General features: G+C 55.8%; 37 protein-coding genes. All 37 read left to right on the top strand.

The genetic code is table 11. The features are described 5' to 3' along the window. Positions 1 to 52: 52 nt before the first annotated feature. The 37 genes from rpsL to ACWGXE_RS15685 all read left to right on the top strand — a co-directional run bounded on the left by rpsL (position 53) and on the right by ACWGXE_RS15685 (position 21,557). Positions 53 to 424 carry a 30S ribosomal protein S12 gene (rpsL, locus tag ACWGXE_RS15865; RefSeq protein WP_447598921.1) on the top strand — a complete coding sequence of 124 codons (372 nt, stop codon included), beginning with the start codon at positions 53 to 55 and terminating at the stop codon, positions 422 to 424. 77 nt (positions 425 to 501) lie between these two features. Further along, entirely contained in the window at positions 502 to 975 is a 474-nt protein-coding gene (gene rpsG, locus ACWGXE_RS15860; protein ID WP_447598919.1) for a 30S ribosomal protein S7, read from the top strand. A gap of 110 nt (positions 976 to 1,085) precedes the next feature. Beyond that, on the top strand, positions 1,086 to 3,167 hold the full coding sequence (gene fusA / locus ACWGXE_RS15855; RefSeq protein ID WP_447598917.1) for an elongation factor G: 2,082 nt from the start codon (positions 1,086 to 1,088) through the stop codon (positions 3,165 to 3,167). Between the two features lie 36 nt (positions 3,168 to 3,203). Beyond that, positions 3,204 to 4,409 carry an elongation factor Tu gene (tuf, locus tag ACWGXE_RS15850; RefSeq protein ID WP_447598915.1) on the top strand — a complete coding sequence of 402 codons (1,206 nt, stop codon included), beginning with the start codon at positions 3,204 to 3,206 and terminating at the stop codon, positions 4,407 to 4,409. A gap of 65 nt (positions 4,410 to 4,474) precedes the next feature. Continuing rightward, positions 4,475 to 4,786, top strand: coding sequence for a 30S ribosomal protein S10 (gene rpsJ, locus ACWGXE_RS15845; RefSeq protein ID WP_447598913.1), 312 nt, complete (start codon positions 4,475 to 4,477; stop codon positions 4,784 to 4,786). Between the two features lie 60 nt (positions 4,787 to 4,846). Then, complete coding sequence (gene rplC, locus ACWGXE_RS15840) at positions 4,847 to 5,467, top strand: 50S ribosomal protein L3 (RefSeq protein ID WP_447598911.1); 621 nt, start codon at positions 4,847 to 4,849, stop codon at positions 5,465 to 5,467. 2 nt (positions 5,468 to 5,469) lie between these two features. Continuing rightward, the gene (gene rplD / locus ACWGXE_RS15835) at positions 5,470 to 6,093 is read left to right on the top strand and encodes a 50S ribosomal protein L4 (protein ID WP_447598909.1); all 624 of its coding nucleotides are present in this window, start codon (positions 5,470 to 5,472) and stop codon (positions 6,091 to 6,093) included. After that, entirely contained in the window at positions 6,090 to 6,383 is a 294-nt protein-coding gene (locus ACWGXE_RS15830) for a 50S ribosomal protein L23 (protein WP_447598907.1), read from the top strand. The genes rplD and ACWGXE_RS15830 overlap by 4 nt, the downstream gene beginning before the upstream one ends. 30 nt (positions 6,384 to 6,413) lie before the next feature. Then, positions 6,414 to 7,238 (top strand): 50S ribosomal protein L2, encoded by an 825-nt coding sequence (rplB, locus tag ACWGXE_RS15825; protein WP_447598905.1) that lies wholly within the window; start codon positions 6,414 to 6,416, stop codon positions 7,236 to 7,238. A 9-nt stretch (positions 7,239 to 7,247) separates the two neighbouring features. Continuing rightward, complete coding sequence (gene rpsS, locus ACWGXE_RS15820; protein ID WP_447598903.1) at positions 7,248 to 7,535, top strand: 30S ribosomal protein S19; 288 nt, start codon at positions 7,248 to 7,250, stop codon at positions 7,533 to 7,535. A 65-nt stretch (positions 7,536 to 7,600) separates the two neighbouring features. Next, positions 7,601 to 7,954, top strand: coding sequence for a 50S ribosomal protein L22 (gene rplV / locus ACWGXE_RS15815; protein ID WP_447598901.1), 354 nt, complete (start codon positions 7,601 to 7,603; stop codon positions 7,952 to 7,954). 31 nt (positions 7,955 to 7,985) lie between these two features. Beyond that, complete coding sequence (gene rpsC, locus ACWGXE_RS15810; RefSeq protein WP_447598899.1) at positions 7,986 to 8,657, top strand: 30S ribosomal protein S3; 672 nt, start codon at positions 7,986 to 7,988, stop codon at positions 8,655 to 8,657. 11 nt (positions 8,658 to 8,668) lie between these two features. Then, on the top strand, positions 8,669 to 9,082 hold the full coding sequence (gene rplP / locus ACWGXE_RS15805) for a 50S ribosomal protein L16 (protein WP_447598897.1): 414 nt from the start codon (positions 8,669 to 8,671) through the stop codon (positions 9,080 to 9,082). A 27-nt stretch (positions 9,083 to 9,109) separates the two neighbouring features. Next, the gene (rpmC, locus tag ACWGXE_RS15800; protein ID WP_447598895.1) at positions 9,110 to 9,331 is read left to right on the top strand and encodes a 50S ribosomal protein L29; all 222 of its coding nucleotides are present in this window, start codon (positions 9,110 to 9,112) and stop codon (positions 9,329 to 9,331) included. A 14-nt stretch (positions 9,332 to 9,345) separates the two neighbouring features. Further along, complete coding sequence (rpsQ, locus tag ACWGXE_RS15795) at positions 9,346 to 9,615, top strand: 30S ribosomal protein S17 (RefSeq protein ID WP_447598894.1); 270 nt, start codon at positions 9,346 to 9,348, stop codon at positions 9,613 to 9,615. 54 nt (positions 9,616 to 9,669) lie between these two features. After that, positions 9,670 to 10,038: a 50S ribosomal protein L14 gene (rplN, locus tag ACWGXE_RS15790; RefSeq protein WP_447598892.1), complete on the top strand. Its 369-nt coding sequence runs from the start codon at positions 9,670 to 9,672 to the stop codon at positions 10,036 to 10,038. A gap of 16 nt (positions 10,039 to 10,054) precedes the next feature. Further along, on the top strand, positions 10,055 to 10,390 hold the full coding sequence (gene rplX, locus ACWGXE_RS15785) for a 50S ribosomal protein L24 (RefSeq protein ID WP_447598890.1): 336 nt from the start codon (positions 10,055 to 10,057) through the stop codon (positions 10,388 to 10,390). Positions 10,391 to 10,527: 137 nt separating this feature from the next. After that, positions 10,528 to 11,067, top strand: coding sequence for a 50S ribosomal protein L5 (gene rplE, locus ACWGXE_RS15780; protein ID WP_447603759.1), 540 nt, complete (start codon positions 10,528 to 10,530; stop codon positions 11,065 to 11,067). 70 nt (positions 11,068 to 11,137) lie between these two features. After that, the gene (locus ACWGXE_RS15775) at positions 11,138 to 11,323 is read left to right on the top strand and encodes a type Z 30S ribosomal protein S14 (protein WP_447598888.1); all 186 of its coding nucleotides are present in this window, start codon (positions 11,138 to 11,140) and stop codon (positions 11,321 to 11,323) included. Positions 11,324 to 11,368: 45 nt separating this feature from the next. Further along, positions 11,369 to 11,764, top strand: a complete 396-nt coding sequence (gene rpsH, locus ACWGXE_RS15770) for a 30S ribosomal protein S8 (RefSeq protein WP_447598886.1) — start codon at positions 11,369 to 11,371, stop codon at positions 11,762 to 11,764. A 65-nt stretch (positions 11,765 to 11,829) separates the two neighbouring features. Beyond that, positions 11,830 to 12,366 (top strand): 50S ribosomal protein L6, encoded by a 537-nt coding sequence (gene rplF, locus ACWGXE_RS15765; protein ID WP_447598884.1) that lies wholly within the window; start codon positions 11,830 to 11,832, stop codon positions 12,364 to 12,366. Between the two features lie 9 nt (positions 12,367 to 12,375). Continuing rightward, positions 12,376 to 12,741 carry a 50S ribosomal protein L18 gene (gene rplR, locus ACWGXE_RS15760; protein WP_447598882.1) on the top strand — a complete coding sequence of 122 codons (366 nt, stop codon included), beginning with the start codon at positions 12,376 to 12,378 and terminating at the stop codon, positions 12,739 to 12,741. Between the two features lie 95 nt (positions 12,742 to 12,836). Beyond that, a complete protein-coding gene (rpsE, locus tag ACWGXE_RS15755; protein WP_447598880.1) occupies positions 12,837 to 13,352 on the top strand; it encodes a 30S ribosomal protein S5 in 516 nt (171 codons plus the stop codon). Next, positions 13,349 to 13,555, top strand: a complete 207-nt coding sequence (gene rpmD, locus ACWGXE_RS15750; RefSeq protein WP_447598878.1) for a 50S ribosomal protein L30 — start codon at positions 13,349 to 13,351, stop codon at positions 13,553 to 13,555. The genes rpsE and rpmD overlap by 4 nt, the downstream gene beginning before the upstream one ends. Beyond that, entirely contained in the window at positions 13,552 to 14,001 is a 450-nt protein-coding gene (gene rplO / locus ACWGXE_RS15745; protein ID WP_447598876.1) for a 50S ribosomal protein L15, read from the top strand. The genes rpmD and rplO overlap by 4 nt, the downstream gene beginning before the upstream one ends. After that, a complete protein-coding gene (gene secY / locus ACWGXE_RS15740; protein ID WP_447598875.1) occupies positions 13,994 to 15,307 on the top strand; it encodes a preprotein translocase subunit SecY in 1,314 nt (437 codons plus the stop codon). The genes rplO and secY overlap by 8 nt, the downstream gene beginning before the upstream one ends. Before the next feature lie 5 nt (positions 15,308 to 15,312). Further along, a complete protein-coding gene (locus tag ACWGXE_RS15735; RefSeq protein WP_447598873.1) occupies positions 15,313 to 15,969 on the top strand; it encodes an adenylate kinase in 657 nt (218 codons plus the stop codon). Beyond that, a complete protein-coding gene (map, locus tag ACWGXE_RS15730; RefSeq protein ID WP_447598871.1) occupies positions 15,966 to 16,715 on the top strand; it encodes a type I methionyl aminopeptidase in 750 nt (249 codons plus the stop codon). Before ACWGXE_RS15735 ends, map begins: the two co-directional genes overlap by 4 nt. A gap of 23 nt (positions 16,716 to 16,738) precedes the next feature. After that, on the top strand, positions 16,739 to 16,957 hold the full coding sequence (gene infA, locus ACWGXE_RS15725) for a translation initiation factor IF-1 (RefSeq protein ID WP_447598869.1): 219 nt from the start codon (positions 16,739 to 16,741) through the stop codon (positions 16,955 to 16,957). 16 nt (positions 16,958 to 16,973) lie between these two features. Further along, the gene (rpmJ, locus tag ACWGXE_RS15720) at positions 16,974 to 17,087 is read left to right on the top strand and encodes a 50S ribosomal protein L36 (RefSeq protein ID WP_080878354.1); all 114 of its coding nucleotides are present in this window, start codon (positions 16,974 to 16,976) and stop codon (positions 17,085 to 17,087) included. 60 nt (positions 17,088 to 17,147) lie between these two features. After that, positions 17,148 to 17,534 (top strand): 30S ribosomal protein S13, encoded by a 387-nt coding sequence (rpsM, locus tag ACWGXE_RS15715; RefSeq protein ID WP_447598866.1) that lies wholly within the window; start codon positions 17,148 to 17,150, stop codon positions 17,532 to 17,534. A 39-nt stretch (positions 17,535 to 17,573) separates the two neighbouring features. Then, entirely contained in the window at positions 17,574 to 17,957 is a 384-nt protein-coding gene (gene rpsK / locus ACWGXE_RS15710; protein WP_447598864.1) for a 30S ribosomal protein S11, read from the top strand. Positions 17,958 to 18,040: 83 nt separating this feature from the next. After that, positions 18,041 to 18,667, top strand: a complete 627-nt coding sequence (gene rpsD, locus ACWGXE_RS15705; protein WP_447598862.1) for a 30S ribosomal protein S4 — start codon at positions 18,041 to 18,043, stop codon at positions 18,665 to 18,667. Positions 18,668 to 18,733: 66 nt separating this feature from the next. Continuing rightward, complete coding sequence (locus ACWGXE_RS15700) at positions 18,734 to 19,735, top strand: DNA-directed RNA polymerase subunit alpha (protein ID WP_447598860.1); 1,002 nt, start codon at positions 18,734 to 18,736, stop codon at positions 19,733 to 19,735. Positions 19,736 to 19,752: 17 nt separating this feature from the next. Then, complete coding sequence (gene rplQ, locus ACWGXE_RS15695; protein ID WP_447598858.1) at positions 19,753 to 20,199, top strand: 50S ribosomal protein L17; 447 nt, start codon at positions 19,753 to 19,755, stop codon at positions 20,197 to 20,199. Positions 20,200 to 20,413: 214 nt separating this feature from the next. Continuing rightward, positions 20,414 to 20,986 carry an LPS export ABC transporter periplasmic protein LptC gene (gene lptC / locus ACWGXE_RS15690; protein ID WP_447598856.1) on the top strand — a complete coding sequence of 191 codons (573 nt, stop codon included), beginning with the start codon at positions 20,414 to 20,416 and terminating at the stop codon, positions 20,984 to 20,986. Beyond that, positions 20,961 to 21,557 carry an LptA/OstA family protein gene (locus ACWGXE_RS15685; protein WP_447598854.1) on the top strand — a complete coding sequence of 199 codons (597 nt, stop codon included), beginning with the start codon at positions 20,961 to 20,963 and terminating at the stop codon, positions 21,555 to 21,557. Before lptC ends, ACWGXE_RS15685 begins: the two co-directional genes overlap by 26 nt. Positions 21,558 to 21,585 lie beyond the last annotated feature (28 nt).

The following is a 21,585-nucleotide window of genomic DNA, read 5'->3' as shown; positions in this document are numbered from 1 at the left end:
TTCGCTCAGGAATTCACGACGATGCCGTCGTTTTTCAGAAAGAGAACTGTTCATGCCGACTATTAATCAACTGGTGCGTAAGGGGCGCACGCTCGTCAAATCGAAAACGAAAAGCCCTGCGCTAAAGCGATGCCCGCAAAAACGCGGTGTCTGTCTTCGTGTCTATACGACCACTCCTAAGAAGCCTAACTCGGCGCTGAGAAAAGTGGCGCGGGTTCGCTTGACGAACGGGATCGAGGTTACTACGTACATCCCCGGTGTTGGCCATAACCTTCAAGAGCATTCCATTGTATTGGTCCGCGGGGGAAGAGTGAAGGACCTGCCTGGCGTTCGGTATCACATCGTGCGGGGATCGCTTGATGCGGTGGGCGTGGCGGATCGGAAGCAGGGCCGATCCAAGTATGGCGCCAAGCGACCCAAGTAGATTCGTTTCGGGCGGTTCGATCGAATCGTTAAGCGGCAAGACATTACTCAACATAGCAACCAGCATATTGGAGCACCATGCCTCGGGGCAGATTTTTTGGACATCGTGAAGCGCTGCCGGATACCAAGTACCGCGATAAGCTGATCGGTAAGTTCCTGAACATCCTGATGGAGGACGGGAAGCGGAGTACGGCCGAGCGGATCTGTTATGGCGCGTTTGATTTGATTCAGGAAAAGACGGGCGGCGGTGATCCGATGAAAATTTTCCGGGCCGCGATCGATAACGTCAAGCCCGTGGTCGAGGTGAAGTCCAGGCGAGTCGGCGGGGCTTCATATCAGGTGCCGGTGGAGATACGCCCCAGCCGCCGGATTTCACTGGCGCTCAGATGGATCTCTGAATATTCGCGTTCGCGCGGCGGGAGGAGCATGCAGGATAAATTGGCTGCCGAGCTCTTGGACGCCTCGAACAATACGGGCGCTTCCGTCAAAAAGCGGGAAGACGTGCATCGGATGGCAGAGGCGAACAAGGCCTTTGCGCATTATCGCTGGTAGTGTTGTTCGTGCTGCAGTTGGGCCGTGCTGCGATATTGTCGCGTAAGCCCCTGTATCGCAGCGGTTGGTGACGGCTTGGACTGCGGCACGATTGTTTTTATGAGGTCATAGTGGCAAGGCAAGCACCATTAGAGCGTACTCGGAATATCGGCATCATGGCGCATATCGACGCCGGTAAGACGACGACGACCGAGCGCATTCTCTACTACACGGGTCTGACGCACAAGATGGGCGAGGTGCACGAGGGTGCCGCGACCATGGACTGGATGGAGCAGGAGCGCGAGCGGGGCATCACAATTACCGCCGCGGCTACGACCTGTTTCTGGCGGGATCACCGCATCAATATTATCGACACGCCGGGCCACGTGGACTTTACCATTGAGGTCGAGCGATCGTTGCGTGTGCTGGATGGCGCGGTGGCAGTGTTTGACTCGGTGCAAGGTGTCGAGCCTCAATCTGAGACCGTGTGGCGGCAGGCCGACAAGTATCGGGTCCCTCGGATCGCGTTTATGAATAAAATGGACCGCGTCGGCGCGGATTTCTTCGCCAGTGTTCAATCGCTCATCGATCGATTGGGTGCGCATCCTGTCCCGATTCAGATTCCCATCGGGCGCGAGGCGGAATTCCGCGGATCTGTCGATTTGATCAAAATGAAGGGTTTCTTTTACGACGACGAGACGCTCGGGGCGAAATATAAGATCGATGAGATTCCCGCGAACATGCTCGATCAGGCCAGGGAATACCGGGAAAAGATGTTGGAGTCCGTCGCTGAATTCGATGACCAGGTAATGGAGAAGTATCTGAATGGTCAGGAGTTGACCGAGGAAGAAGTCAGGCGCGCGGTTCGAGCCGCGACGATCGCTATGAAGGTGACCCCGGTCCTGTGCGGCTCATCATTTAAGAATAAGGGTGTGCAGCAACTTCTGGATGCGGTTGTGGATTACTTGCCGTCGCCCGTCGATATTCCGCCGGTGCAAGCAATCGATTCCAATACAGGCAAGGAAGTGTTGCGACGTCCGGCTGATGATGAGCCGTTTTCAGCGCTGGCCTTTAAGATCATGTCGGACCCGTTCGCGGGGCAGTTGACCTATTTTCGGGTTTATTCCGGGGTCCTCAAGACCGGTACGTCGGTCTTGAATGTCACCAAGGGCACGAAGGATCGGATCGGGCGTCTGTTGAAGATGCACGCGAATAAGCGCGAAGAAATCGACGCAGCCTATGCGGGAGATATCGTGGCTGCAGTGGGCTTGAAGGGCGCCACGACTGGAGACACCCTTTCTGAAGAAAAGCAGCCGGTGCTGCTCGAGGTCATGAAATTTCCTGAACCGGTTATCGCGATGGCGATTGAGCCGAAGACGAAGCAGGACCAGGAAAAGATGGGATTCGCGCTGCAAAAGTTGGCACAAGAAGATCCTTCTTTCCGTGTGCAGACCGATGAGGAAACGCTGCAGACCATTATTCGAGGCATGGGTGAGCTGCATTTGGAGATCATCGTGGATCGTCTCCTGCGAGAGTTCAAGGTGGAGGCCAATGTCGGCAAGCCGGAGGTCGCGTTTCGGGAAACGATCAGGAGAAAGGCCGAGTCGGAGGCGAAGTACATCAAGCAGACCGGTGGGCGCGGTCAATATGGTCATGTGGTGCTGACCGTCGAGCCTTCGGAGTCGGGCAAGGGGCTTGAGTTTGTCAATAAGATCGTCGGCGGCGCGATCCCGAAGGAATACATTCCTGCGGTGGAAAAGGGCGTGAAGGAACGGATGGAAAGCGGGGTTGTCGCCGGATACCCTTTGCGTGATGTGCGGGTGACGCTGATTGATGGATCGTACCATGACGTGGATTCCAATGAAATGGCCTTCAAGATCGCCGGGTCGATGGGTTTCTCTGATGCTTGTAAGAAAGCCGACCCCGTGCTGCTCGAGCCTATTATGAAAGTGGAAGTCTTGGTGCCGCAGGAATTCATGGGTGATGTGATCGGCAATTTGAACGGCCGGCGCGGGAAGATCCAGGGTATGAAGGTGCGCGCGGGGTCTCAAGCGATTGAGGCGACGGTTCCTCTGATGGAAATGTTCGGGTACGCGACGGATCTCCGATCACGGACTCAGGGTCGCGCCACCTACAGTATGGAATTTGATCGCTACGATCAGGTTCCGAAGCAGATTGCCGAAGCGATTGTCGCGAAATATCGGGGAGAGTGACCTACCGCGGTCTACTGAACACGGAGGGAGTGACGTATGGCGAAGGCGAAATTTGAGCGGCGGAAGCCCCATGTGAACATTGGGACGATTGGGCATGTGGACCATGGGAAGACGACGCTGACGAGCGCGTTGACGAAGATTTGCGCGGAGCGGGGGATGGCGAAGTTTGTGAGCTATGACGAAGTGGCGAAGGCCTCTGAGAGCCAGGGCCGCCGGGACGCGACGAAAATCATGACGATTGCAATCAGCCACGTGGAGTATGAGACGGACCAGCGGCACTATGCGCACGTGGACTGCCCGGGGCACGCGGACTATGTGAAGAACATGATCACCGGGGCGGCGCAGATGGACGGGGCGATTCTGGTGGTGAGTGCGGCGGACGGGCCGATGCCGCAGACGCGGGAGCATATTTTGTTGGCGCGCCAGGTGGGGGTGCCCTATATCGTGGTGTTTTTGAACAAGGCGGATAAGGTGGATGACAAGGAGCTCTTGGATTTGGTGGAGTTGGAAGTGCGGGAATTGCTCACCAAATATGAGTTTCCGGGCGACAAGATCCCGATCATCCAGGGGTCGGCGCTCAAGGCGATGGAAGGGGATCAGGGGCCGTTGGGGGTCCCGTCGATCTTGAAGTTGTTGGAGGCGATCGACAGTTACATTCCGACGCCGGCGCGGGCGATCGACAAGCCGTTTATCATGCCGATCGAGGATGTCTTTACGATCAGCGGCCGGGGGACGGTGGTAACGGGACGCTGCGAGCGGGGTGTTGTGAAAGTGGGCGATGAGATCGAGATCGTGGGGTTGAAGCCGACGCAGAGCACGGTGGTGACGGGGGTGGAGATGTTCCGCAAGGTGCTCGATGAGGGGCAGGCGGGGGACAACATCGGGGTGCTGTTGCGGGGGACGAAGAAAGAGGACGTGGAGCGGGGGATGGTGCTGGCGAAGCCGAAGAGCATCACGCCGCATACGAAGTTCAAGGCGGAGATTTATGTGTTGACGAAGGAAGAGGGCGGGCGGCATACGCCATTTTTCAACGGGTATCGGCCGCAGTTCTATTTCCGGACGACGGACGTGACGGGGGTGGTGCAGTTGAATCCGGGGGTGGAGATGGTGATGCCGGGGGACAATGTGACGGTGACGGCGGAGTTGATCAGCCCGATCGCCATGGATCAGGGCTTGCGTTTCGCGGTGCGCGAGGGCGGCAAGACCGTCGGCTCCGGCGTCGTCACGGAAATCTTGGCGTAGGAAAAGGTTAAAGCGCCGCCGGTTGTTTCTGTTAAAGGCAGCGGGTGGCGTGACTGGAGAATCGCGTGAAAGTTGATCAAAGAATCAGGATCAGGCTCAGGGGTTTTGATTACCGAGTCCTCGATCAATCAGTCGCTGAAATTGTTGAAACCGTCAAGCGGAGCGGGGCGAAGGTCGTCGGGCCTATCCCCTTGCCGACCAAGATCGAGCGATTCACCGTCTTGCGGTCCACCCACGTGGATAAGAAGTCCCGCGAGCAGTTCGAGGTGCGGACGCATAAGCGTCTGCTGGATATCATGGAGCCCACTCCGGAAACGATGGATTCGTTGATGAAGTTGAATCTCGCCGCCGGCGTTGATGTGGAGATCAAGTTGTAGTTAAAGCCGGAGTGGCTCGCCATTCTAAGGGCTTCACGCTTTGCTTTGTGAGTGCACATCATGACAAATGGATTGCTCGGAAAAAAACTTGGAATGACTCAGATTTACGATGAGAGCGTGCTCGAACCTGTAACGGTGATTGAGGCCGGTCCTTGCCGAGTCGTCGCCATCAAGACACGCGAGCATGACGGATATGAGGCGGTTCAATTGTCGTTCGGTGAGGTGAAAGATCGAAAGCTTTCACGCGCGGAATTGGGTCATTTGAAGAAACACCAGGCACCGGCAAGTCGCCATCTGCATGAATTTAAGAAGTTGGGCGATATCGCCGTGGGCCAGATCATCAAGGCTGATCTGTTCAAGAAAGGCGATTGGGTCGATGTGATTGGGGTGTCGAAGGGTAAGGGCTATCAAGGCGTCATGCGCCGCCATAACTATTCCGGCGGGCCCGAGTCGCACGGTTCCATGTTTCATCGGGCGCCTGGTTCCATTGGAAGCAGCTCCTATCCTTCGCGCGTCTGGAAGAATAAGGCCTTGCCGGGGCATATGGGATCCGAGCGGCTGACGGTGCAGCGGTTAAAGATTATCGATGCCAGACCTGACGAAAATCTTCTATTTGTGCGGGGGGCAGTCCCAGGGGGAGAGAACGGGTTGGTCGTCGTTCGGAAGTCGAAGAAGAGTTGATCATGCCAACAATCGATGTCGTAGACGCAAATAAGCAGAAAGTGGGTTCGGTGACGTTGCCACAGGAGGTCTTTGGGTGCAAGCCTCACCCGGGCCTTATTCACGAGGCGGTCACGATGCAGCGGGCGTGCGAACGCCAGGGGACCGCTTCGACCCTGCGAAGAGGAGAAGTTAGCGGCTCAGGGAAGAAGCCATGGAAGCAGAAGCACACAGGGCGAGCGCGAGCCGGGTCCTTGCGATCTCCGGTATGGCGCCACGGCGGCTCTGTATTCGGGCCGAAGCCAAGGAGTTATGCCATTGATCTTCCCAGGAGGAAATATCGCACGGCTCTCCAAAGCGCCTTGTCCGCGAAAGTGGCCGAGGGGTCGGTCGTCGTGCTCTCGGATCTTGTTCTTGATCAGCCCAAGACCAAGTCGTTGGCGAAGATTCTGGGGCAGTTGGGCGTTACGGGAAGCGCGATTCTGGTTGTGGGGGCGAGCCGGACGGACCTCGTCCAGGCCGCTAGAAATCTGCCGAGGGTCAAAGTGGTGCATCCTGAACAGTTGACTGTCTACGATATCGTTCGCGTGCAACAGCTTGTGATTACGGAGCGTGAGTTGGAGCGGGTCAAAGAGGTCTGGTCATGAAGGGCGATTTACATCAAATTCTGATTCAACCGCTTCTGACCGAGAAGATCACGGCGCTTCGTGAGCAAGGGAATACAGTGGGGTTCCTGGTGCATCCGCATGCCAATAAGATACAGATCAAGCAGGCGGTGGAACTTCTGCTCAAGGTAAAGGTCGAGCGTGTCAATGTGATGAACGTCCGTGGAAAGATCAAACGATTGGGGCGATTTTCCGGGAAGCGGTCCGATTGGAAGAAGGCATTTGTCACGCTGAAAGAGGGTGAAAAACTCGAGCTGTACGAAAGCGCGTAGGATTCCGCGCCGGATGGGTAAATAACCAATATGGCACTGAAGAATTATAAAGCGACATCCCCGGGACGAAGGCAGATGTCGACGGTAACCGACGAAAACCTGACGAAGAAGCGTCCCGAAAAAGGCCTGACGGAGTTTCATGTTCGTTCTGGTGGGCGGAACAATGACGGTCGTCAAACCATACGTTTTCGTGGTGGAGGGCATAAGCGGCTGTATCGGGTTATTGACTTTCGGCGGGACAAGACCGCTATTCCGGCAAGAGTGGTCGCACTAGAGTATGACCCAAATCGGTCCGCCAGGATCGCGCTGCTCCATTATAAAGACGGAGAGAAGCGGTATATTCTTGCACCCGTCGGATTGAAGGTGAACGACCAAGTTGAATCCGGACCGGACGCCGAGGTGCGTCCCGGGAATGCTCTCCCACTGGCGAACATGCCGCTCGGCACGACCATTCACAATATCGAGTTGAAGCCCGGCAAGGGCGGCCAATTGATCCGGAGCGCGGGCGGCTTTGCTCAGGTCATGGGGCGAGACGGCGGCTATGTCCAGGTTCGCTTGAAGTCCGGGGAGATGCGCAAGGTTTTGGATTCCTGTGTGGCGACGGTGGGGCAGGTTGGAAATCTGGATCATGAGAATATCGTTGTAGGGAAAGCCGGCCGCTCCCGCTGGAAAGGGTGGCGTCCGCATGTGCGGGGCGTCGTCATGAATCCGGTCGACCATCCTCACGGAGGCGGAGAGGGCAAGTCGGGCCAGGGAAATCCTCATCCCGTGTCCCCGTGGGGATTGCCCACGAAGGGATACAAGACGCGCAAAAACAAATCGACTGAGAAGTTTATTATTTCCCGGCCCAAGTAGGAGGGAGTCATGCCCCGTTCAGTATCTAAGGGTCCGTTCGTTGATGCGCATTTGCTGAAAAAAGTCGACCAAATGAATCAAACGAAGGATCGCAAGATCATCAAGACCTGGTCGCGTCGCTCGACCGTGGTGCCGGATATGATCGGGCATACTGTCGCGGTGCATAACGGGAAAAAATTCATTCCGGTGTTTGTCACGGAGAATATGGTGGGGCATAAGCTCGGAGAGTTTTCGCCCACCAGGTTCTTTAAGGGCCATGGACAGGCAAAGACGGAGAAGGCTGTCGCGCTGAAGTGATGATGACCTGTTGAATTGAGACGAGGAGAGCCGTCTCGCGGCATTATTGGAAATGAGGAATGAGCATGGGAGAGGCTAGGGCCATACTTCGGTTCGTCAGGGTGGCACCACGAAAGGCGCGTGTCGTCGTGGATATGATTCGTGGTCAGCAGGTGCCTCAGGCCATCGCTATGTTGAAACATACTCCAAGGCATGCCGCGAAAGTTGTCGAAAAACTTCTGCGATCGGCCGTGGCGAATGCGGAACAGAAAGAGATGGGCGATAGTGAAGATATGTGGATATCATCGGCTATCGTCAACTGCGGGCCGATCCACAAGCGTTTTCGCGCCCGATCAATGGGACGTGCCAACTCGATTCACAAGCGGACGAGCCATATCACCATTGTGGTGGCTTCTCCGGATGCCGGAAAATCGAAGTAATTTATTCTTCATTCGTTGAGGTCATTCGCCTATGGGGCAGAAAACACATCCGATTGGGTATCGCATCGGCTATAACTACACGTGGAGTTCACGCTGGTATGCGGATAAGGAGTACGCCAAGCTCCTTCATCAGGATATCAAGATCCGAAAAACGGTGAAGCAGCGCCTGTATCATGCCGGGGTGGCCAAGGTCGAAATTGAGCGGTCCGGCGATCAAACTCGGGTCATTATCCATACGGCCAGGCCGGGCATCATTATCGGCCGCAAGGGCGCGGAGGTCGACAAGCTGAAGGCGGCTCTTGAGAAGGAGTATTCGGGGCAGGTGTACATTACGGTGAAGGAGATCAAGAAGCCGGAACTCGATGCCCAGCTGGTCAGCGAGAATGTCGCAACGCAATTGGAAAAGCGGGTCGCGTTTCGACGCGCCATGAAGCGGAGCGTCCAGTCGGCTCTTCGCCTCGGCGCACAAGGCATCAAAATTATGGTGGCGGGAAGGCTTGGGGGCGCGGAAATTGCGCGGACCGAATGGTATCGCGAAGGCCGGGTGCCTCTGCATACATTACGAGCCGAAGTCGACTTTGGGTTTGCCGAGGCGCATACGACAATGGGCCAGATCGGCGTCAAGACATGGATTTATAAGGGCGAGCTGTTGCCTGTTCAGCAATTGCGGCCGGATGCCGCGCTCGATCGCCGGATTGTGTAGGAAGGTGAAACGTGTTAGCGCCTAAAAAGGTCAAGTTCAGGAAAATGCAAAAGGGCCGGATGCGAGGCAAGGCCTATCGCGGCGGGGCGATCACTCTGGGTGAATTCGGGCTGAAGGCGTTGGAGCCGGGCTGGGTGACCAGCCGGCAGATTGAAGCGGCGCGGATCGCCATCACCCGCTTCGTCAAGCGGGGTGGCCAGGTCTGGACCAGGATATTCCCCGATAAGCCGATCACCAAAAAGCCAGCCGAAACGCGAATGGGAAAAGGGAAGGGAAATCCCGAATACTGGGTGGCGGTGGTCAAGCCGGGACGTATTCTGTATGAGATGGATGGTGTGACGCCGCAGACGGCGGAAGAGGCGTTACGGTTGGCGGCGCACAAGCTTCCTATCGCGACCAAGTTTGTCACGCGGGGACAATTTTAAGCGGAGGCGCCGTTACGGCGAAGTGCGATGGAAATCGACTTGAAAGAACTTTCACATCTCACGGCGGAGGAGTTGGCTGAAAAACAAAAGCAACTCCAACAGGAGCTCTTTAATTTTCGGTTTCAGATGGGCACCGGCCGTCTGGAGAACCCCATGCATATCAGGAAAACGAAACGCGATATTGCGCGAGTCAAGACCGTCATGCGGCAGCTGGCAAAGACGCGCGAAGGTTCAACGCCGAAGGCTTAACGCAAAGAGGACGCATGGCACAAGGGACGATCAGACGCCGGGAGTGGTTCGGAAATGTCATCAGCAACAAAATGAATAAAACCGTCGTGGTGGTGGTCGAGCGGTCGATGATCCATCCGATCTATAAGAAGGTCTTGCGACGGGTAACGAAGCTCAAGGCCCACGATGAGGGCAATGTCTGCAAGGTCGGGGATCGGGTGAAATTGATTGAAACCCGCCCTATCAGCAAAAGCAAGAATTGGCGCGTCGTTCAGATCATGCAAAAGGGACAGTCGGAGGCGTAAGGTTCCGGCCGGCCTCACCGGAGTTGGGTTCACCATTTTGGATAGCGAAGAGACATGATTCAGAATTATTCGTACATGGATGTAGCCGACAACTCGGGCGCGAAGCAGGTGATGTGCTTCCACGTGCTCGGGGGGTCTAGGCGTCGGTATGGGTCACTCGGGGATATTGTCGTGGTGACTGTCAAGGAAGCCATTCCTCAGGCGAGCGTCAAGAAGGGTGATGTGAGCCGGGCCGTGATCGTCCGTACGACGAAGGAAGTCCGCCGGGACGACGGGTCATACATCAAGTTTGATCGGAATGCCTGCGTTTTAATCAATGCGCAGGGAGAGCCGATCGGAACGCGTATTTTCGGCCCGGTTGCACGGGAACTCCGCTGGAAAAAATTCATGAAGATTATCTCACTTGCTCCTGAAGTTCTGTAGGTACGAGGGGGACACTGTGTCGGCACAGGCATTGAAGAAAAGCAAGATCCGGAAAGGCGATACCGTAGTGGTTATTGCAGGGAAGGAACGGGGGAAGTCGGGAAAGGTGCTCTCCGTTGATCTGGCTGACGGAAAAATTACGGTTGAGAAGCTCAATATGATCAAGCGGCATACGAAGCCGAATCAGAAGGTCCGCCAGGGGGGGATTCTGGAACGGGAAGCGCCGATCGCCATTTCCAACGTGATGTTTCTCTGTCCCGTCACCAGAAAGCCCACGAGGCTCGGCCTCCAGCGACATGATGACGGCCGGCGCACCAGGATCAGCAAGAAATCCAAAGAAGGCGTTGAGTAGGCAAGGTAAGGAGCAGGTTGATGGCTAAGGTTGAGAAGGGAAAAGGCGGCAAGGCCCCTGAACGAAGTGGAGGCGGAAGAAAAGAAGCCCCGGCTCCGGCTCCCGTGACTGAGGAGTCGGTCAGCGAATCGAAGTTTGTGCCGCGGTTGCGGGATCTCTATCGAGACCGCGTGGTGCCTGCCTTGATGAAGGAATTCAGCCTGCAAAATCCGATGCAGGTACCTCGACTCGATCGTATCGTACTGAACGTCGGCATGGGAGAGGCGATTCAAAACGTCAAGCTGCTTGAAAGCGCAGCCACGGAGCTCGGTGTCATCACCGGTCAAAAGCCGATCGTGACGAAGGCGAAGAAAGCGATCGCGGGATTCAAGCTGAGGCAGGGGATGCCGATCGGGGCCAAAGTGACCCTGCGCAACCGACGCATGTATGAGTTTTTTGACCGTTTGGTGACGATCGCTCTGCCCAGGATCAGAGATTTTCGAGGAGTCTCGCCGAAAGCCTTCGACGGGAGAGGGAACTATACGCTGGGCTTGAAGGAACAACTGATTTTTCCGGAAATTCAGTATGACAGCGTGGCTTCCATACATGGAATGGATATTACGATCGTTACGACGGCGCGAACGAATGATGAGGGTAAGGCATTGCTCAAGCACCTTGGGATGCCGTTCAGGGCGTAGAACGCTTTCCCGACTAAAAAGCCCGGAAGGTTAGGAAGACGGCCAGGTCCATGCGCAAGGAGATGAACTAGTGTCACGATTGGCTCTTAGAAACAAGGCAGCGGCCAAAACGAAATTCCCCACGCAGGCGTATCATCGTTGCCCGCTCTGCGGTCGAGTGCGGGGATTCCTGAGGCGGTTCCGCATGTGCAGAATCTGTTTCCGCTTGTTGAGCTTGCGCGGAGAGATTCCGGGCGTTCGGAAGGCAAGCTGGTAGCGGAAGTCACGACAAACTGCAGGTGCATCGAGTGAAGAGGAAACTATGATTACTGATCCAATTGCGGATCTATTGGTTCGGTTGGGAAACGGAGCAAGAAGGCGCCATGACACGGTTCATGTGCCGGCGTCCAAGCTGAAGCGACAAATGTTGGAGATCCTTCAGAGGGAGGGGTACATTCTGGGCATCGAAGAGGTCTCCATGGATCGTCATCCTGCTTTCAAGATCGAGCTGCGCTATGTCAATCAAGATCAGCCGATGATTACAGGCACGAGGCGGATCAGCAAGCCCGGCCGGCGAGTCTACGTCGGAACCGGCGATATTCCAAAGGTGCGCAACGGGATTGGACTCGCCATTTTGTCTACTTCCAAGGGGCTTATGACGGATTCGGAATCCAGGCGGGCCGGCATGGGGGGGGAAGTGCTTTGCTCCGTGTGGTAAGAAAATCGTCTTTCTGTGATGGTTGTTATTCTCAACGATGTCGGTGAAGCGCTTATGGGTATGTCATGTCAAGAATAGGACGTAAACCAATCGCGGTGCCAGGCGGAGTAGAAGTCAAAGTTACGGGAAAAAAGGTCTCCGTGAAGGGGCCTATGGGTCAATTAGACTGGCCGGTCGCTGATGGGCTCGCAGTGGCGGTCAACAATGGTCAGGTCCAGGTCAATCGGGCCACAGATGATAGGAAAATCAGAGCCCTGCACGGGTTGGCTCGAGCCGAGCTCAGCAACATGATCGTCGGTGTGACGAAAGGGTACGAGAAGGCCCTTGAGATTACCGGCGTCGGCTACAAGGCGGCGCTCCAGGGCAAGGTCTTGAGCTTTAACGTCGGGTATATCAATCCGGTTACCTACGCGGTTCCGACCGGCATAGAAGTCAAGGTCGATAAGCAGACGATGCTCACCGTACGTGGCACCGATAAGCGTCTGGTCGGACAGGTTGCCGCCAATATCAGAGGGATCAAGCCGCCAGATGTTTACAAGCAAAAGGGCATTCGGTACGTCGGGGAAGTCCTCCGGAAAAAAGAAGGAAAGACCGGGAAGTAGAAACTGCCCATGAATATTCAAGAAAAAAATCGGCATTTAGAGCGCCGGAAGCGGCGAGTTCGAAAAAATATCTTCGGGACCGGCGATCGACCCCGACTCAATGTGTTCCGCAGTCGGTCGCATATTTATGCGCAGATCATCGACGACCTTCGTGGGCACACGCTGGCCGCGGCCTCTACGCTTGATGCCGACGTGCGGTCGACACTGAAATCGACCGGCAGCGTGGCGGCGGCCAAGGCGGTGGGTAAGCTGCTTGCCGAGCGAGCCAAGACTGCGAAGATTGCGGCCGTCGTCTTTGATCGAGGGGGACGTCTCTATCACGGCCGTATTAAAGCGTTGGCCGATGCATCCCGAGAGGGTGGACTGCAATTCTAGCTCAGCGGTATGCGAAATGACCACCGGACATCGCATGCTGTACGACACGATGTCGAACGGTCGTTCGAAATTATCGCAAGAAGGAGACGGATCGCGTGCGAGTAAATCCTGACGAACTCAGCCTCAAGGATAAGGTCGTATTCATTAACCGGGTTGCCAAAGTCGTCAAAGGCGGCAAGCGGTTTAATTTTTGTGCGCTTGTCGTCGTGGGAGACGGGCAGGGCTGGGTCGGCGTTGGAAAGGGCAAGGCTGCAGAGGTGCCCGTCGCCATTTCGAAAGCCGTCGAACAAGCAAAGAAACATCTGGTCCACGTTCCGCTCAAGGAAGGCACCATTCCCCATGAAGTTCATGGATTATTCGGGGCGGAACATGTGTTGCTCAAACCGGCGGCCGAAGGAACGGGGATCATCGCGGGTGGAGCGGTCCGCGCCGTGGTGGAGTTAGTCGGCGCCCGCAATATCATCGCCAAGACGCTTGGACGTGGAAATCCCTTTAATACGGTTCGGGCCACGCTGGACGGTCTCGGCCAGCTGCGAGACCCGAGCGAAGTAATGCACTTGCGTCGGACGGTTCGTGACAACCCACTTCATGCACAGGTGCAAGTCGGATGAGCGCGCAGACAAGAACTGAAACAACTAAAGGATTGCGGATCACACTGAAGCGGAGTCCGATCGGGACGCCCGTTCGGCATCGATTGGTTCTTCGGGGGTTGGGATTGCGTCGCATGCACCAGACCGTCGTGCGGCCCGATACCGATCAGGTGAAAGGGATGATTCGCAAGGTGGGATATCTTCTTGAGGTGAACGTGCAATGAAGCTGCATGAGTTAGCGCCCTCTCGCGGGGCCAAGCGTCGTCCAAAACGAATCGGGCGCGGTCCCGGGTCCGGTCACGGCAAGACCGCGACGAAGGGGCATAAAGGCTTGCTCGCGAGGTCCGGGGGAGGAAAACGTCCCGGCTTCGAGGGTGGTCAAATGCCACTGATCCGCCGCCTGCCGAAGTATGGATTCAGGAATCCGTTCCGGACCGAATATGCCATTGTAAATATCAAGACGTTGGCGGAGTTGGAAACGACCGACGCGATCACGCCTGAGTTTCTGGCTAAGGAAGGCCTCGTCAAACGAAAAGGGCAATTAATAAAAGTCCTTGGACTCGGCGACCTCGCGCGACCGATGGTTGTTCACGCCCATAAGTTCAGTAAATCGGCTGAGTCGAAAATCCAAGCAGCTGGGGGGAGAGCCGAGGTCATTCGCGGTGTTTGAGCGACTCCTGACCAGTTTTCAGAACATCTTCAAAATCCCCGAGTTGCGGACTCGCATTCTCTTTACCCTCGGGATGCTGGTCGTCTATCGCGTCGGCGCTCATATTCCGACCCCCGGAATCAACGGAGAAGCGCTGGCGGACTTTCTTCAGAAGCAAGGAGGGGCGCTTCTTGGGTTTTTGGATATTTTTTCAGGAGGATCGCTTTCCCGATTGACCATCTTTGCGCTGGGCATTATGCCGTACATCAGCGCGTCGATCATCTTGCAGCTACTGACGGTTGTGATACCCCATTTGTCGAAGCTGGCGAAGGAGGGTGAGCGCGGGCGTAAGACCATCATCAAATATACGAGAATCGGCACCATCGGTATTGCGCTCGTCCAGGGCTTCGGTATCGCCGTTGGACTGGAGCAGATGAATAACGGCGCATTCGTTCTGGCATCCGGCTGGGGGTTCCGATTCATGACGGTAATCACGCTTTGCGCCGGCACGGGATTTTTGATGTGGCTCGGCGAGCAGATTACCGAGCGAGGCATCGGCAACGGCATTTCTTTGATCATCTTTGCTGGTATCGTGGCGCGGTTGCCGAGCGCCGTGGTCCAGACGTTTGACCTGTATAAACTCGGCCAAATCAGCTTCCTGCTTTTGGCCGTTCTGACCATCGTGATGCTGGCCGTCGTTGCGGCCATCGTGTTTTTAGAAAGCGGCAGGCGGAAGGTGCCGGTTCAGTATGCAAAACGCGTAATCGGAAGGCGGGTCTACGGCGGGCAGAGTACCCATATCCCTTTGAAGATCAACACGGCGGGAGTGATTCCGCCGATTTTCGCCTCTTCTATTATTGCGTTTCCCGCGACGATTACGGGGTTTTTTGAAACGCCGTGGGTCAAGGCAATCGGAGATCAATTGGCGCCTGGCTCGATTCTGTATACGCTCTTGTACGTCGGCCTGATCATTTTTTTCTGCTTTTTCTATACCGCGGTGGTGCTGAACCCGGTGGATATGGCGGATAATATGAAGAAGTATGGCGGCTTCATTCCTGGGATTAGGCCAGGCCAGCGGACCTCCGATTATATCTATACGGTTCTGACGCGCATTACATTCGCCGGAGCCATTTATCTGGCCATCGTCTGTGTCATCCCGGAATTCATGATCTATAAACTGAATATGCCGTTCTATTTCGGGGGCACATCGCTCTTGATCGTTATCGGTGTGGGACTCGATACGGCGCAGCAGATTGAATCGCACATGTTGATGCGAAACTATGAGGGTTTCCTGGCGAAGGGCCGGTTGCGCGGAAGGAGTTCGTGATAGCCATGCGCGTGGTGTTCTTAGGCGCCCCTGGCGTTGGTAAGGGGACGCAGGCAGACCGGCTGGCCACGGATTTCCGCCGTCCCAAGATTTCAACCGGGGATCTTCTGCGTGAAGCCGTTCGAGATAAAACACCGCTGGGATTAGAAGCCAAGCAATGCATGGATAAAGGGCAATTGGTGCCCGATACGGTCGTTATCGGGATTGTCCGGGATAAAATCGGTCAACCGGTTTGCGCCAAGGGCTTCATTTTGGACGGCTTTCCGAGAACCGTCGTCCAGGCCGAAGAACTTGGAAAAATACTGTCGACGTGCGGGTTGGGGCTTGATCGTGTCGTCAATTTTGACGTGCCGCGGGAGGATATCGTACGTCGCTTAAGCGGCAGGCGGAGTTGTTCGAAGTGCCAAGCCGTATTTCATGTAGAGTTTGCTCCGCCCGCGAAACCAGGGGTTTGCGATCGCTGCGGAGAGGCGCTGGTTCAACGAAGCGACGACAAGCGGGAAACTGTTGAAGCCCGGCTGAAAGTCTATGAAGATCAGACGGCGCCGCTCATCGCCTATTACCGCGAGCAGGGGTTGCTGTCCACGCTCGATGGGTCCGGTTCCGTGGACGTGGTGTACGAACGGTTGACGCGGCTGTTGGCGGAGCATGGAGCGACATGATTGTGTTCAAGACGCCGGAGGAAGTGGAAGTCATGGCAAAGGCGTCGAGGGTTGTGGCGGAAGTGCTGGAGATTTTGAAGAACGAAGTGAAGGCGGGGGTCTCGACGGACGACTTGGATAAACTGGCGGATGAATCGATTCGGTCGCGCGGTGCGATTCCGGCTTTCAAGGGATATCGAAACTATCCAAAGACGCTCTGTGCGTCGATCAACGACCAGGTGGTGCATGGGATTCCCTCCGCCCGGCGTTTGAAGGACGGAGATATTATCGGGCTGGATCTGGGAGCCATTGTAGGCGGGTTTTACGGCGATTCGGCGATCACCGTCCCTGTCGGCTCCGTCAGCCCGGAGGCCAGGCGTTTAATTGAGGCCACGGAACGCGCACTGATGCTGGGAATTGAGCAGGCGGTCGTCGGTAACCGGCTCTCGGATATATCCCATGCTGTGCAAGCCTATGTCGAAGGCGCCGGTTTTTCGGTCGTGACTGATTTCGTCGGTCACGGGATTGGGCGGCAACTGCATGAAGAACCGCAGGTGCCGAATTATGGGAAGGCGGGGCAAGGCCCTCGGCTCCAGCCGGGGATGGTGCTCGCAATTGAGCCCATGGTCAATGCGGGAAAGAGCGCGGTTCGTATTTTGGAAGACCGATGGACCGCCGTCACGCAGGACGGGAGCCTCTCCGCGCATTTCGAGCATACGATTGCCATTCAGGCTAAAGGCCCGGCGAGGGTCTTGTCCGGCCTGTAAATTTCAGAGGAGTGGACCGGTTTGTGCCAAAAGAAGATGTCATAGAAGTCACCGGCACGGTGGCGGAAACACTGCCGAATGCCATGTTCCGGGTGGAATTGGAGAACGGCCATAAGATATTGGCGCACATTTCCGGAAAAATGCGCATGCATTTTATTCGGATTCTTCCCGGAGACAAGGTGACCGTGGAATTGTCGCCCTACGATCTGACTCGAGGGCGAATCACGTATAGGTTCAAATGATCGAGGACAGATACCCATGAAAGTCAAATCATCGGTGAAGCCCATTTGTGCAAAATGTAAAGTCGTGCGCCGGCGAGGCGTGGTGCGGGTCCTTTGTGCGAACCCACGCCATAAGCAGCGGCAGGGGTAAGGGCGTGCGAAAAAGCGGCATTGCCTGTTTTGCAAGGGCGGCCAAGAAAGAGGAATTGATATGGCGCGTATAGCTGGAGTCGATCTGCCGCGAGACAAGCGAACCGATGTCGGTTTAACGTACATTTACGGCATCGGGCGGGCCTCTGCGCTGCAAATTCTAAAGAAAGCCGGCGTGGACGGGGCGATCCGGGTCAAGGACTTGAGCGAAGACAAAATCGTGAAGCTGCGGGAAGTCATCGAGCATGATTGTCAAGTCGAAGGCGATCTGCGCAAAGAAGTTTCGATGAACATCAAGCGCTTGATGGACACCGGCACGTTCAGGGGTTTACGGCATCGCAAAGGTTTGCCTGTTCGAGGTCAACGGACCAGAACGAACGCCAGGACCAGAAAGGGACGGCGGTCCGGGGTCGGAAGCAAGCCAAAAAGACCTGCCGGCGCGGCATAGCATCGACATCAAGATTCGGCGGATCAGGGAGAATTTCGTATGAGCGTCAAGAAGGGCAAAAAAAAGGAGCGCAAGCTCATCCAAAGCGGTGTCGCGCATATCCAGGCATCGTTCAATAACACGATTGTGACAATCACGGATATGAGCGGCAATACCGTGGTATGGGCCAGCGCCGGCAATCAGGGATTCAAAGGCTCGCGGAAGAGCACCCCGTTTGCCGCACAGCGGGCCGGAGAAGCCGCCGCAAGAAAAGCCATGGAGAATGGCATGCGGCAGGTGGACGTCTATGTTAACGGTCCCGGCGCAGGTCGTGAATCCGCCATCCGCTCGCTACAGGGAGCCGGTCTGCGCATCAACCTGATTCGCGACGTCACGCCCATTCCGCATAATGGTTGTCGTCCTCCAAAACGGAGGAGAGTGTAAAGAGAGACGGCTTGCAGTTGGCCGAAGTAGGCCGAGACTTCGCTGGTTCGGTCCCGCTTTTTCGCATAAGGGAGGAATCGAGAGTGGCTAAATATCGTGGTCCTGTCTGTCGGCTCTGCCGACGAGAAGGAGAGAAGTTATTCTTGAAAGGCTCGCGGTGCATGACCGAGAAATGCGCGATCGAGCGCCGGAGCTATCCCCCGGGGCAACACGGGCAGGCTCGTCCCAGAATATCGGATTACAGCCTTCAGTTGCGGGAAAAGCAAAAGCTGCGGCGGATCTATGGCGTGCAGGAGCGACAGTTTCGAGGCATCTTTGAGAGGGCCGAACGACAAGCCGGGGTGACGGGTGAAGCGTTGCTGCGGTTGTTGGAGACCCGTTTGGACAACGTGGTCTATCGTCTGGGATTCGGCGCCTCGCGCAAGGAGGCCCGCCAACTCATCAATCACGGGCATCTGCTGGTCAATGGAAGAAAGCTGAGTATACCAGGAGCCTTGGTCAAGGCCGGAGACATCATAGAGGTTCGTTCCGGCAGCCGCGAATTGGTCCCTGTTCAGGCCGCACTGGCGGCGGTGGACGGCCGCGGCATTCCCGAATGGCTTGAATTGGATAAAGGGGCGTTCAAAGGCACGGTTCGGTCCTTGCCCACGAAGGACCAGATTGTGTTGCCCGTCAATGAACAGATGGTGGTTGAACTGTATTCCAGATAACTAACATGAGTAGATCCGAACGATATCTCTGGCATACTTGTTCAACGTGACAATGAAGGGGGAATCATGATCAAAGCGATGAAAGACTTTCAGACCCCGATGAGGGTGGAAGTCGATAAGGACACTCTTTCCCCAACATTCGGCCGGTTTACTGCGGAGGCGTTTGAGCGTGGTTTCGGCACGACCATCGGCAATTCCTTGCGCCGTGTGCTGCTATCCTCACTAACCGGCGCCGCGGTGGCGACCGTAAAAATCGAAGGCGTGTTGCACGAATTTTCCACGATTCCCGGCGTGACGGAAGACGTCACGTCGATCATCCTAAACGTGAAAAGCCTTCGGTTGGCTTTGCAGGGCGACAAACCGAAAACGATCCGCCTGAAGAAGAAGGGACCGGGAGAAGCGAAAGGGGCGGACATTGTGCATGATGGCGATGTGACCATTCTGACTCCCGATCTCCATCTGGCGACGTTGGACAAGGATGCGACGCTGGACTTGGAGATGATGGTCAAGCATGGCCGCGGATATGTCCCTGCCGAACGAAACAAAGAGGAGGGGCTTCCGATCGGCGTTATCGCAATCGATTCGGTGTTTTCTCCGATCAAGCGCGTGAACTTCAACGTTGAAAATGCTCGTGTCGGCCGGATGACGGATTATGACAAGCTGACGATGGAGATCTGGACCGACGGCACGATTTCGCCGAGAGACGCCCTTTCGAATGCGGCCAGTATTCTGCGTGAGCATCTCGATATCTTCATCAATCCTGAAGAGCGAGCCGATGCCAAGCCCGCATCCGGCGTGGAAGAAACGCCGTATGAAGTCAACAAGAATCTTTATCGCAGTGTGAATGAACTGGAATTGTCCGTTCGGGCGGCCAATTGTCTGAAGAATGCCAACATCAAGACCATCGCGGATCTGGTTCAGAAAACAGAGACGGAAATGTTAAAGACCAAGAACTTCGGCAAGAAGTCTCTCAATGAGATCAAAGAGATCCTTACTGAAATGGGATTGAGCCTCGGAATGAAGGTGGAAGCGTTGCCGTCCGGCGACGGCGGGGTCAAACCCGAGTAAGAGCGAAAGGAACGACCGTGCGCCACAAGAAAAAGGGAAGACAACTCGGCCGTCAGACGAAGCACCGGTGGGCCTTGTTCAGAAGCCTGGTTACCTCGCTGTTGGAACGAGAACGCATCGAGACCACCGAGGCGAAAGCCAAAGAGATTCGCGGCTTCACCGACCGCATGATCAGCCTCGGGAAGGACGGCTCATTGCCCGCACGGCGCCGCGCTTTGAGCTTCCTCAGAAGCAAGACAGTCGTGGCCAAATTGTTTGCCGATGTCGCCGGCCGTTTCAGGAATCGGCCCGGGGGCTACACCAGAATAGTAAGAACAAGGCGGCGAGTCGGGGACGCAGCGGAAATGGTGGCCATTGAGTTGGTTGCGAAGGCGGCCGAGCCGGCTCAGGGGAAGCAAAAGACTGGGAGTCAGCTCTCCACGCCCGGTGACAAAGCTTCTCAGGAAAAAGAGTCCACTACGTAGAACCATGGCAGCAGCCTGGACAGGCTGCTGGAGGCTGCTGCCAGGCGCTCTGTTCTCTGCTTCTCAAGCGGTCCTCCAACCCTATCAACATCTCCTAATCTCTGTGTTCATAGGCTTGCATCATGGTTGCAAGTTTACTTGGACCTGTTGGCATGCTACTATCATGCCAACAGGATCGTGATGGGCAAGTTCTTAAGAACAGGAGCTTTTTACCATGTGGGAACGTTGGCTCAGGCGGGCGCTCCTTATGCTCAGCGTGATCCTCGCAGGCTTTCTGGGCTACCTCCTGTATACAAGATCAGAGCCGGCCATCGGCCCCCGGTCAATTCACCCGGGCAATGCCGAGCAGTCCGATGCCAGAATTCAAGGCTTTACGTTTACGCAAACCAAAGGGGATATCGTCCAGTGGAGGGTGGAGGCCCAGCAGGCGCATCTGTATGAAGACGAAAAGCGGGCCGTTTTGAGCGATGTGCACATTACTCTCTACGGCGTTCAGGGAAAGGAATTGATGTTGGCCGGCGAAGAAGGGACGCTGGATACCGAAACGAAGAACTTCATGCTCGCCAACCGGGACAATCCTATTGTGATCGAAACCGAAAGCGGGTATGTCATTCGTACCAATCACCTGAACTGGATTGATAAACGCAGAGAAATTCAAACCGCCGACCCTGTTGCGATCGACGGTCATGGATTACAGATCACCGGTCGCGGTTTGCTGGGGAAGCTTGATTCGGAGATATTTCAAGTGCTGGAAGATGTCCATGTGGATGTGGCTTCTACTTCTTAATCTGGCCGTTTGCATCACGGCATCCGTCACTCATTCGGCCGAGGCCAGCCTTCCGAAAGACGGGACGATGCCGAATCCCACGACCAGTATCACGGCCAAGACAATGACCGTGAACAATCTGGAAAACCAGGCTATATTCGAGGGGTCTGTCGTGTTGACCCAAGGGGAATTGATCGTGTACTCCGATCATATGGTGGTATCGTTTCGCCCCGGCGGAAATGGAAATGCGCAGGACAAATCAGCCGCCGACACCGGCGTTCAATCGAGAAGACAGGTGGAGAAAAAGCAGAAGTCGGGTAAAGAGGCCCCGACCGTATCCGACCGGACGATCAGCAAGATTGAAGCAACCGGACGAGTGAAGATCGAGAAGCAGGACGGCAGGGCCACATGCCGGCGGGCCGTGTATTATGAGGACGATAAAAAAATCGTTTTGACGGGTGATCCGGTCGCCTGGCAGAAAGGCACCCGCGTCACAGGAAAACAAATCACGATGTTCCTCGAAGAAGATCGGAGCCTGGTGGAAGGCGGATCTCATGTGACGATCGAAGGCGAAGGGGGGCTCGGGCGGTGATTGAGGCGTCGACAGAGACGGCCTTCCG

The sequence above is a fragment of the Nitrospira sp. Nam80 genome (assembly GCF_965152575.1).
This window is presented reverse-complemented; position numbering and strand designations above follow the sequence as displayed.

Coding starts and splice junctions, on each gene's coding strand:
- rpsL (WP_447598921.1), top strand. CDS start 53: ATGCCGACTATTAATCAACTGGTGCGTAAGGGGCGCACGCTCGTCAAA.
- rpsG (WP_447598919.1), top strand. CDS start 502: ATGCCTCGGGGCAGATTTTTTGGACATCGTGAAGCGCTGCCGGATACC.
- tuf (WP_447598915.1), top strand. CDS start 3,204: ATGGCGAAGGCGAAATTTGAGCGGCGGAAGCCCCATGTGAACATTGGG.
- rplC (WP_447598911.1), top strand. CDS start 4,847: ATGACAAATGGATTGCTCGGAAAAAAACTTGGAATGACTCAGATTTAC.
- rplD (WP_447598909.1), top strand. CDS start 5,470: ATGCCAACAATCGATGTCGTAGACGCAAATAAGCAGAAAGTGGGTTCG.
- ACWGXE_RS15830 (WP_447598907.1), top strand. CDS start 6,090: ATGAAGGGCGATTTACATCAAATTCTGATTCAACCGCTTCTGACCGAG.
- rplB (WP_447598905.1), top strand. CDS start 6,414: ATGGCACTGAAGAATTATAAAGCGACATCCCCGGGACGAAGGCAGATG.
- rpsS (WP_447598903.1), top strand. CDS start 7,248: ATGCCCCGTTCAGTATCTAAGGGTCCGTTCGTTGATGCGCATTTGCTG.
- rplV (WP_447598901.1), top strand. CDS start 7,601: ATGGGAGAGGCTAGGGCCATACTTCGGTTCGTCAGGGTGGCACCACGA.
- rpsC (WP_447598899.1), top strand. CDS start 7,986: ATGGGGCAGAAAACACATCCGATTGGGTATCGCATCGGCTATAACTAC.
- rpmC (WP_447598895.1), top strand. CDS start 9,110: ATGGAAATCGACTTGAAAGAACTTTCACATCTCACGGCGGAGGAGTTG.
- rpsQ (WP_447598894.1), top strand. CDS start 9,346: ATGGCACAAGGGACGATCAGACGCCGGGAGTGGTTCGGAAATGTCATC.
- rplN (WP_447598892.1), top strand. CDS start 9,670: ATGATTCAGAATTATTCGTACATGGATGTAGCCGACAACTCGGGCGCG.
- rpsH (WP_447598886.1), top strand. CDS start 11,369: ATGATTACTGATCCAATTGCGGATCTATTGGTTCGGTTGGGAAACGGA.
- rplF (WP_447598884.1), top strand. CDS start 11,830: ATGTCAAGAATAGGACGTAAACCAATCGCGGTGCCAGGCGGAGTAGAA.
- rplR (WP_447598882.1), top strand. CDS start 12,376: ATGAATATTCAAGAAAAAAATCGGCATTTAGAGCGCCGGAAGCGGCGA.
- rpmD (WP_447598878.1), top strand. CDS start 13,349: ATGAGCGCGCAGACAAGAACTGAAACAACTAAAGGATTGCGGATCACA.
- rplO (WP_447598876.1), top strand. CDS start 13,552: ATGAAGCTGCATGAGTTAGCGCCCTCTCGCGGGGCCAAGCGTCGTCCA.
- ACWGXE_RS15735 (WP_447598873.1), top strand. CDS start 15,313: ATGCGCGTGGTGTTCTTAGGCGCCCCTGGCGTTGGTAAGGGGACGCAG.
- map (WP_447598871.1), top strand. CDS start 15,966: ATGATTGTGTTCAAGACGCCGGAGGAAGTGGAAGTCATGGCAAAGGCG.
- rpmJ (WP_080878354.1), top strand. CDS start 16,974: ATGAAAGTCAAATCATCGGTGAAGCCCATTTGTGCAAAATGTAAAGTC.
- rpsM (WP_447598866.1), top strand. CDS start 17,148: ATGGCGCGTATAGCTGGAGTCGATCTGCCGCGAGACAAGCGAACCGAT.
- rpsK (WP_447598864.1), top strand. CDS start 17,574: ATGAGCGTCAAGAAGGGCAAAAAAAAGGAGCGCAAGCTCATCCAAAGC.
- ACWGXE_RS15700 (WP_447598860.1), top strand. CDS start 18,734: ATGATCAAAGCGATGAAAGACTTTCAGACCCCGATGAGGGTGGAAGTC.
- lptC (WP_447598856.1), top strand. CDS start 20,414: ATGTGGGAACGTTGGCTCAGGCGGGCGCTCCTTATGCTCAGCGTGATC.
- ACWGXE_RS15685 (WP_447598854.1), top strand. CDS start 20,961: ATGTGGATGTGGCTTCTACTTCTTAATCTGGCCGTTTGCATCACGGCA.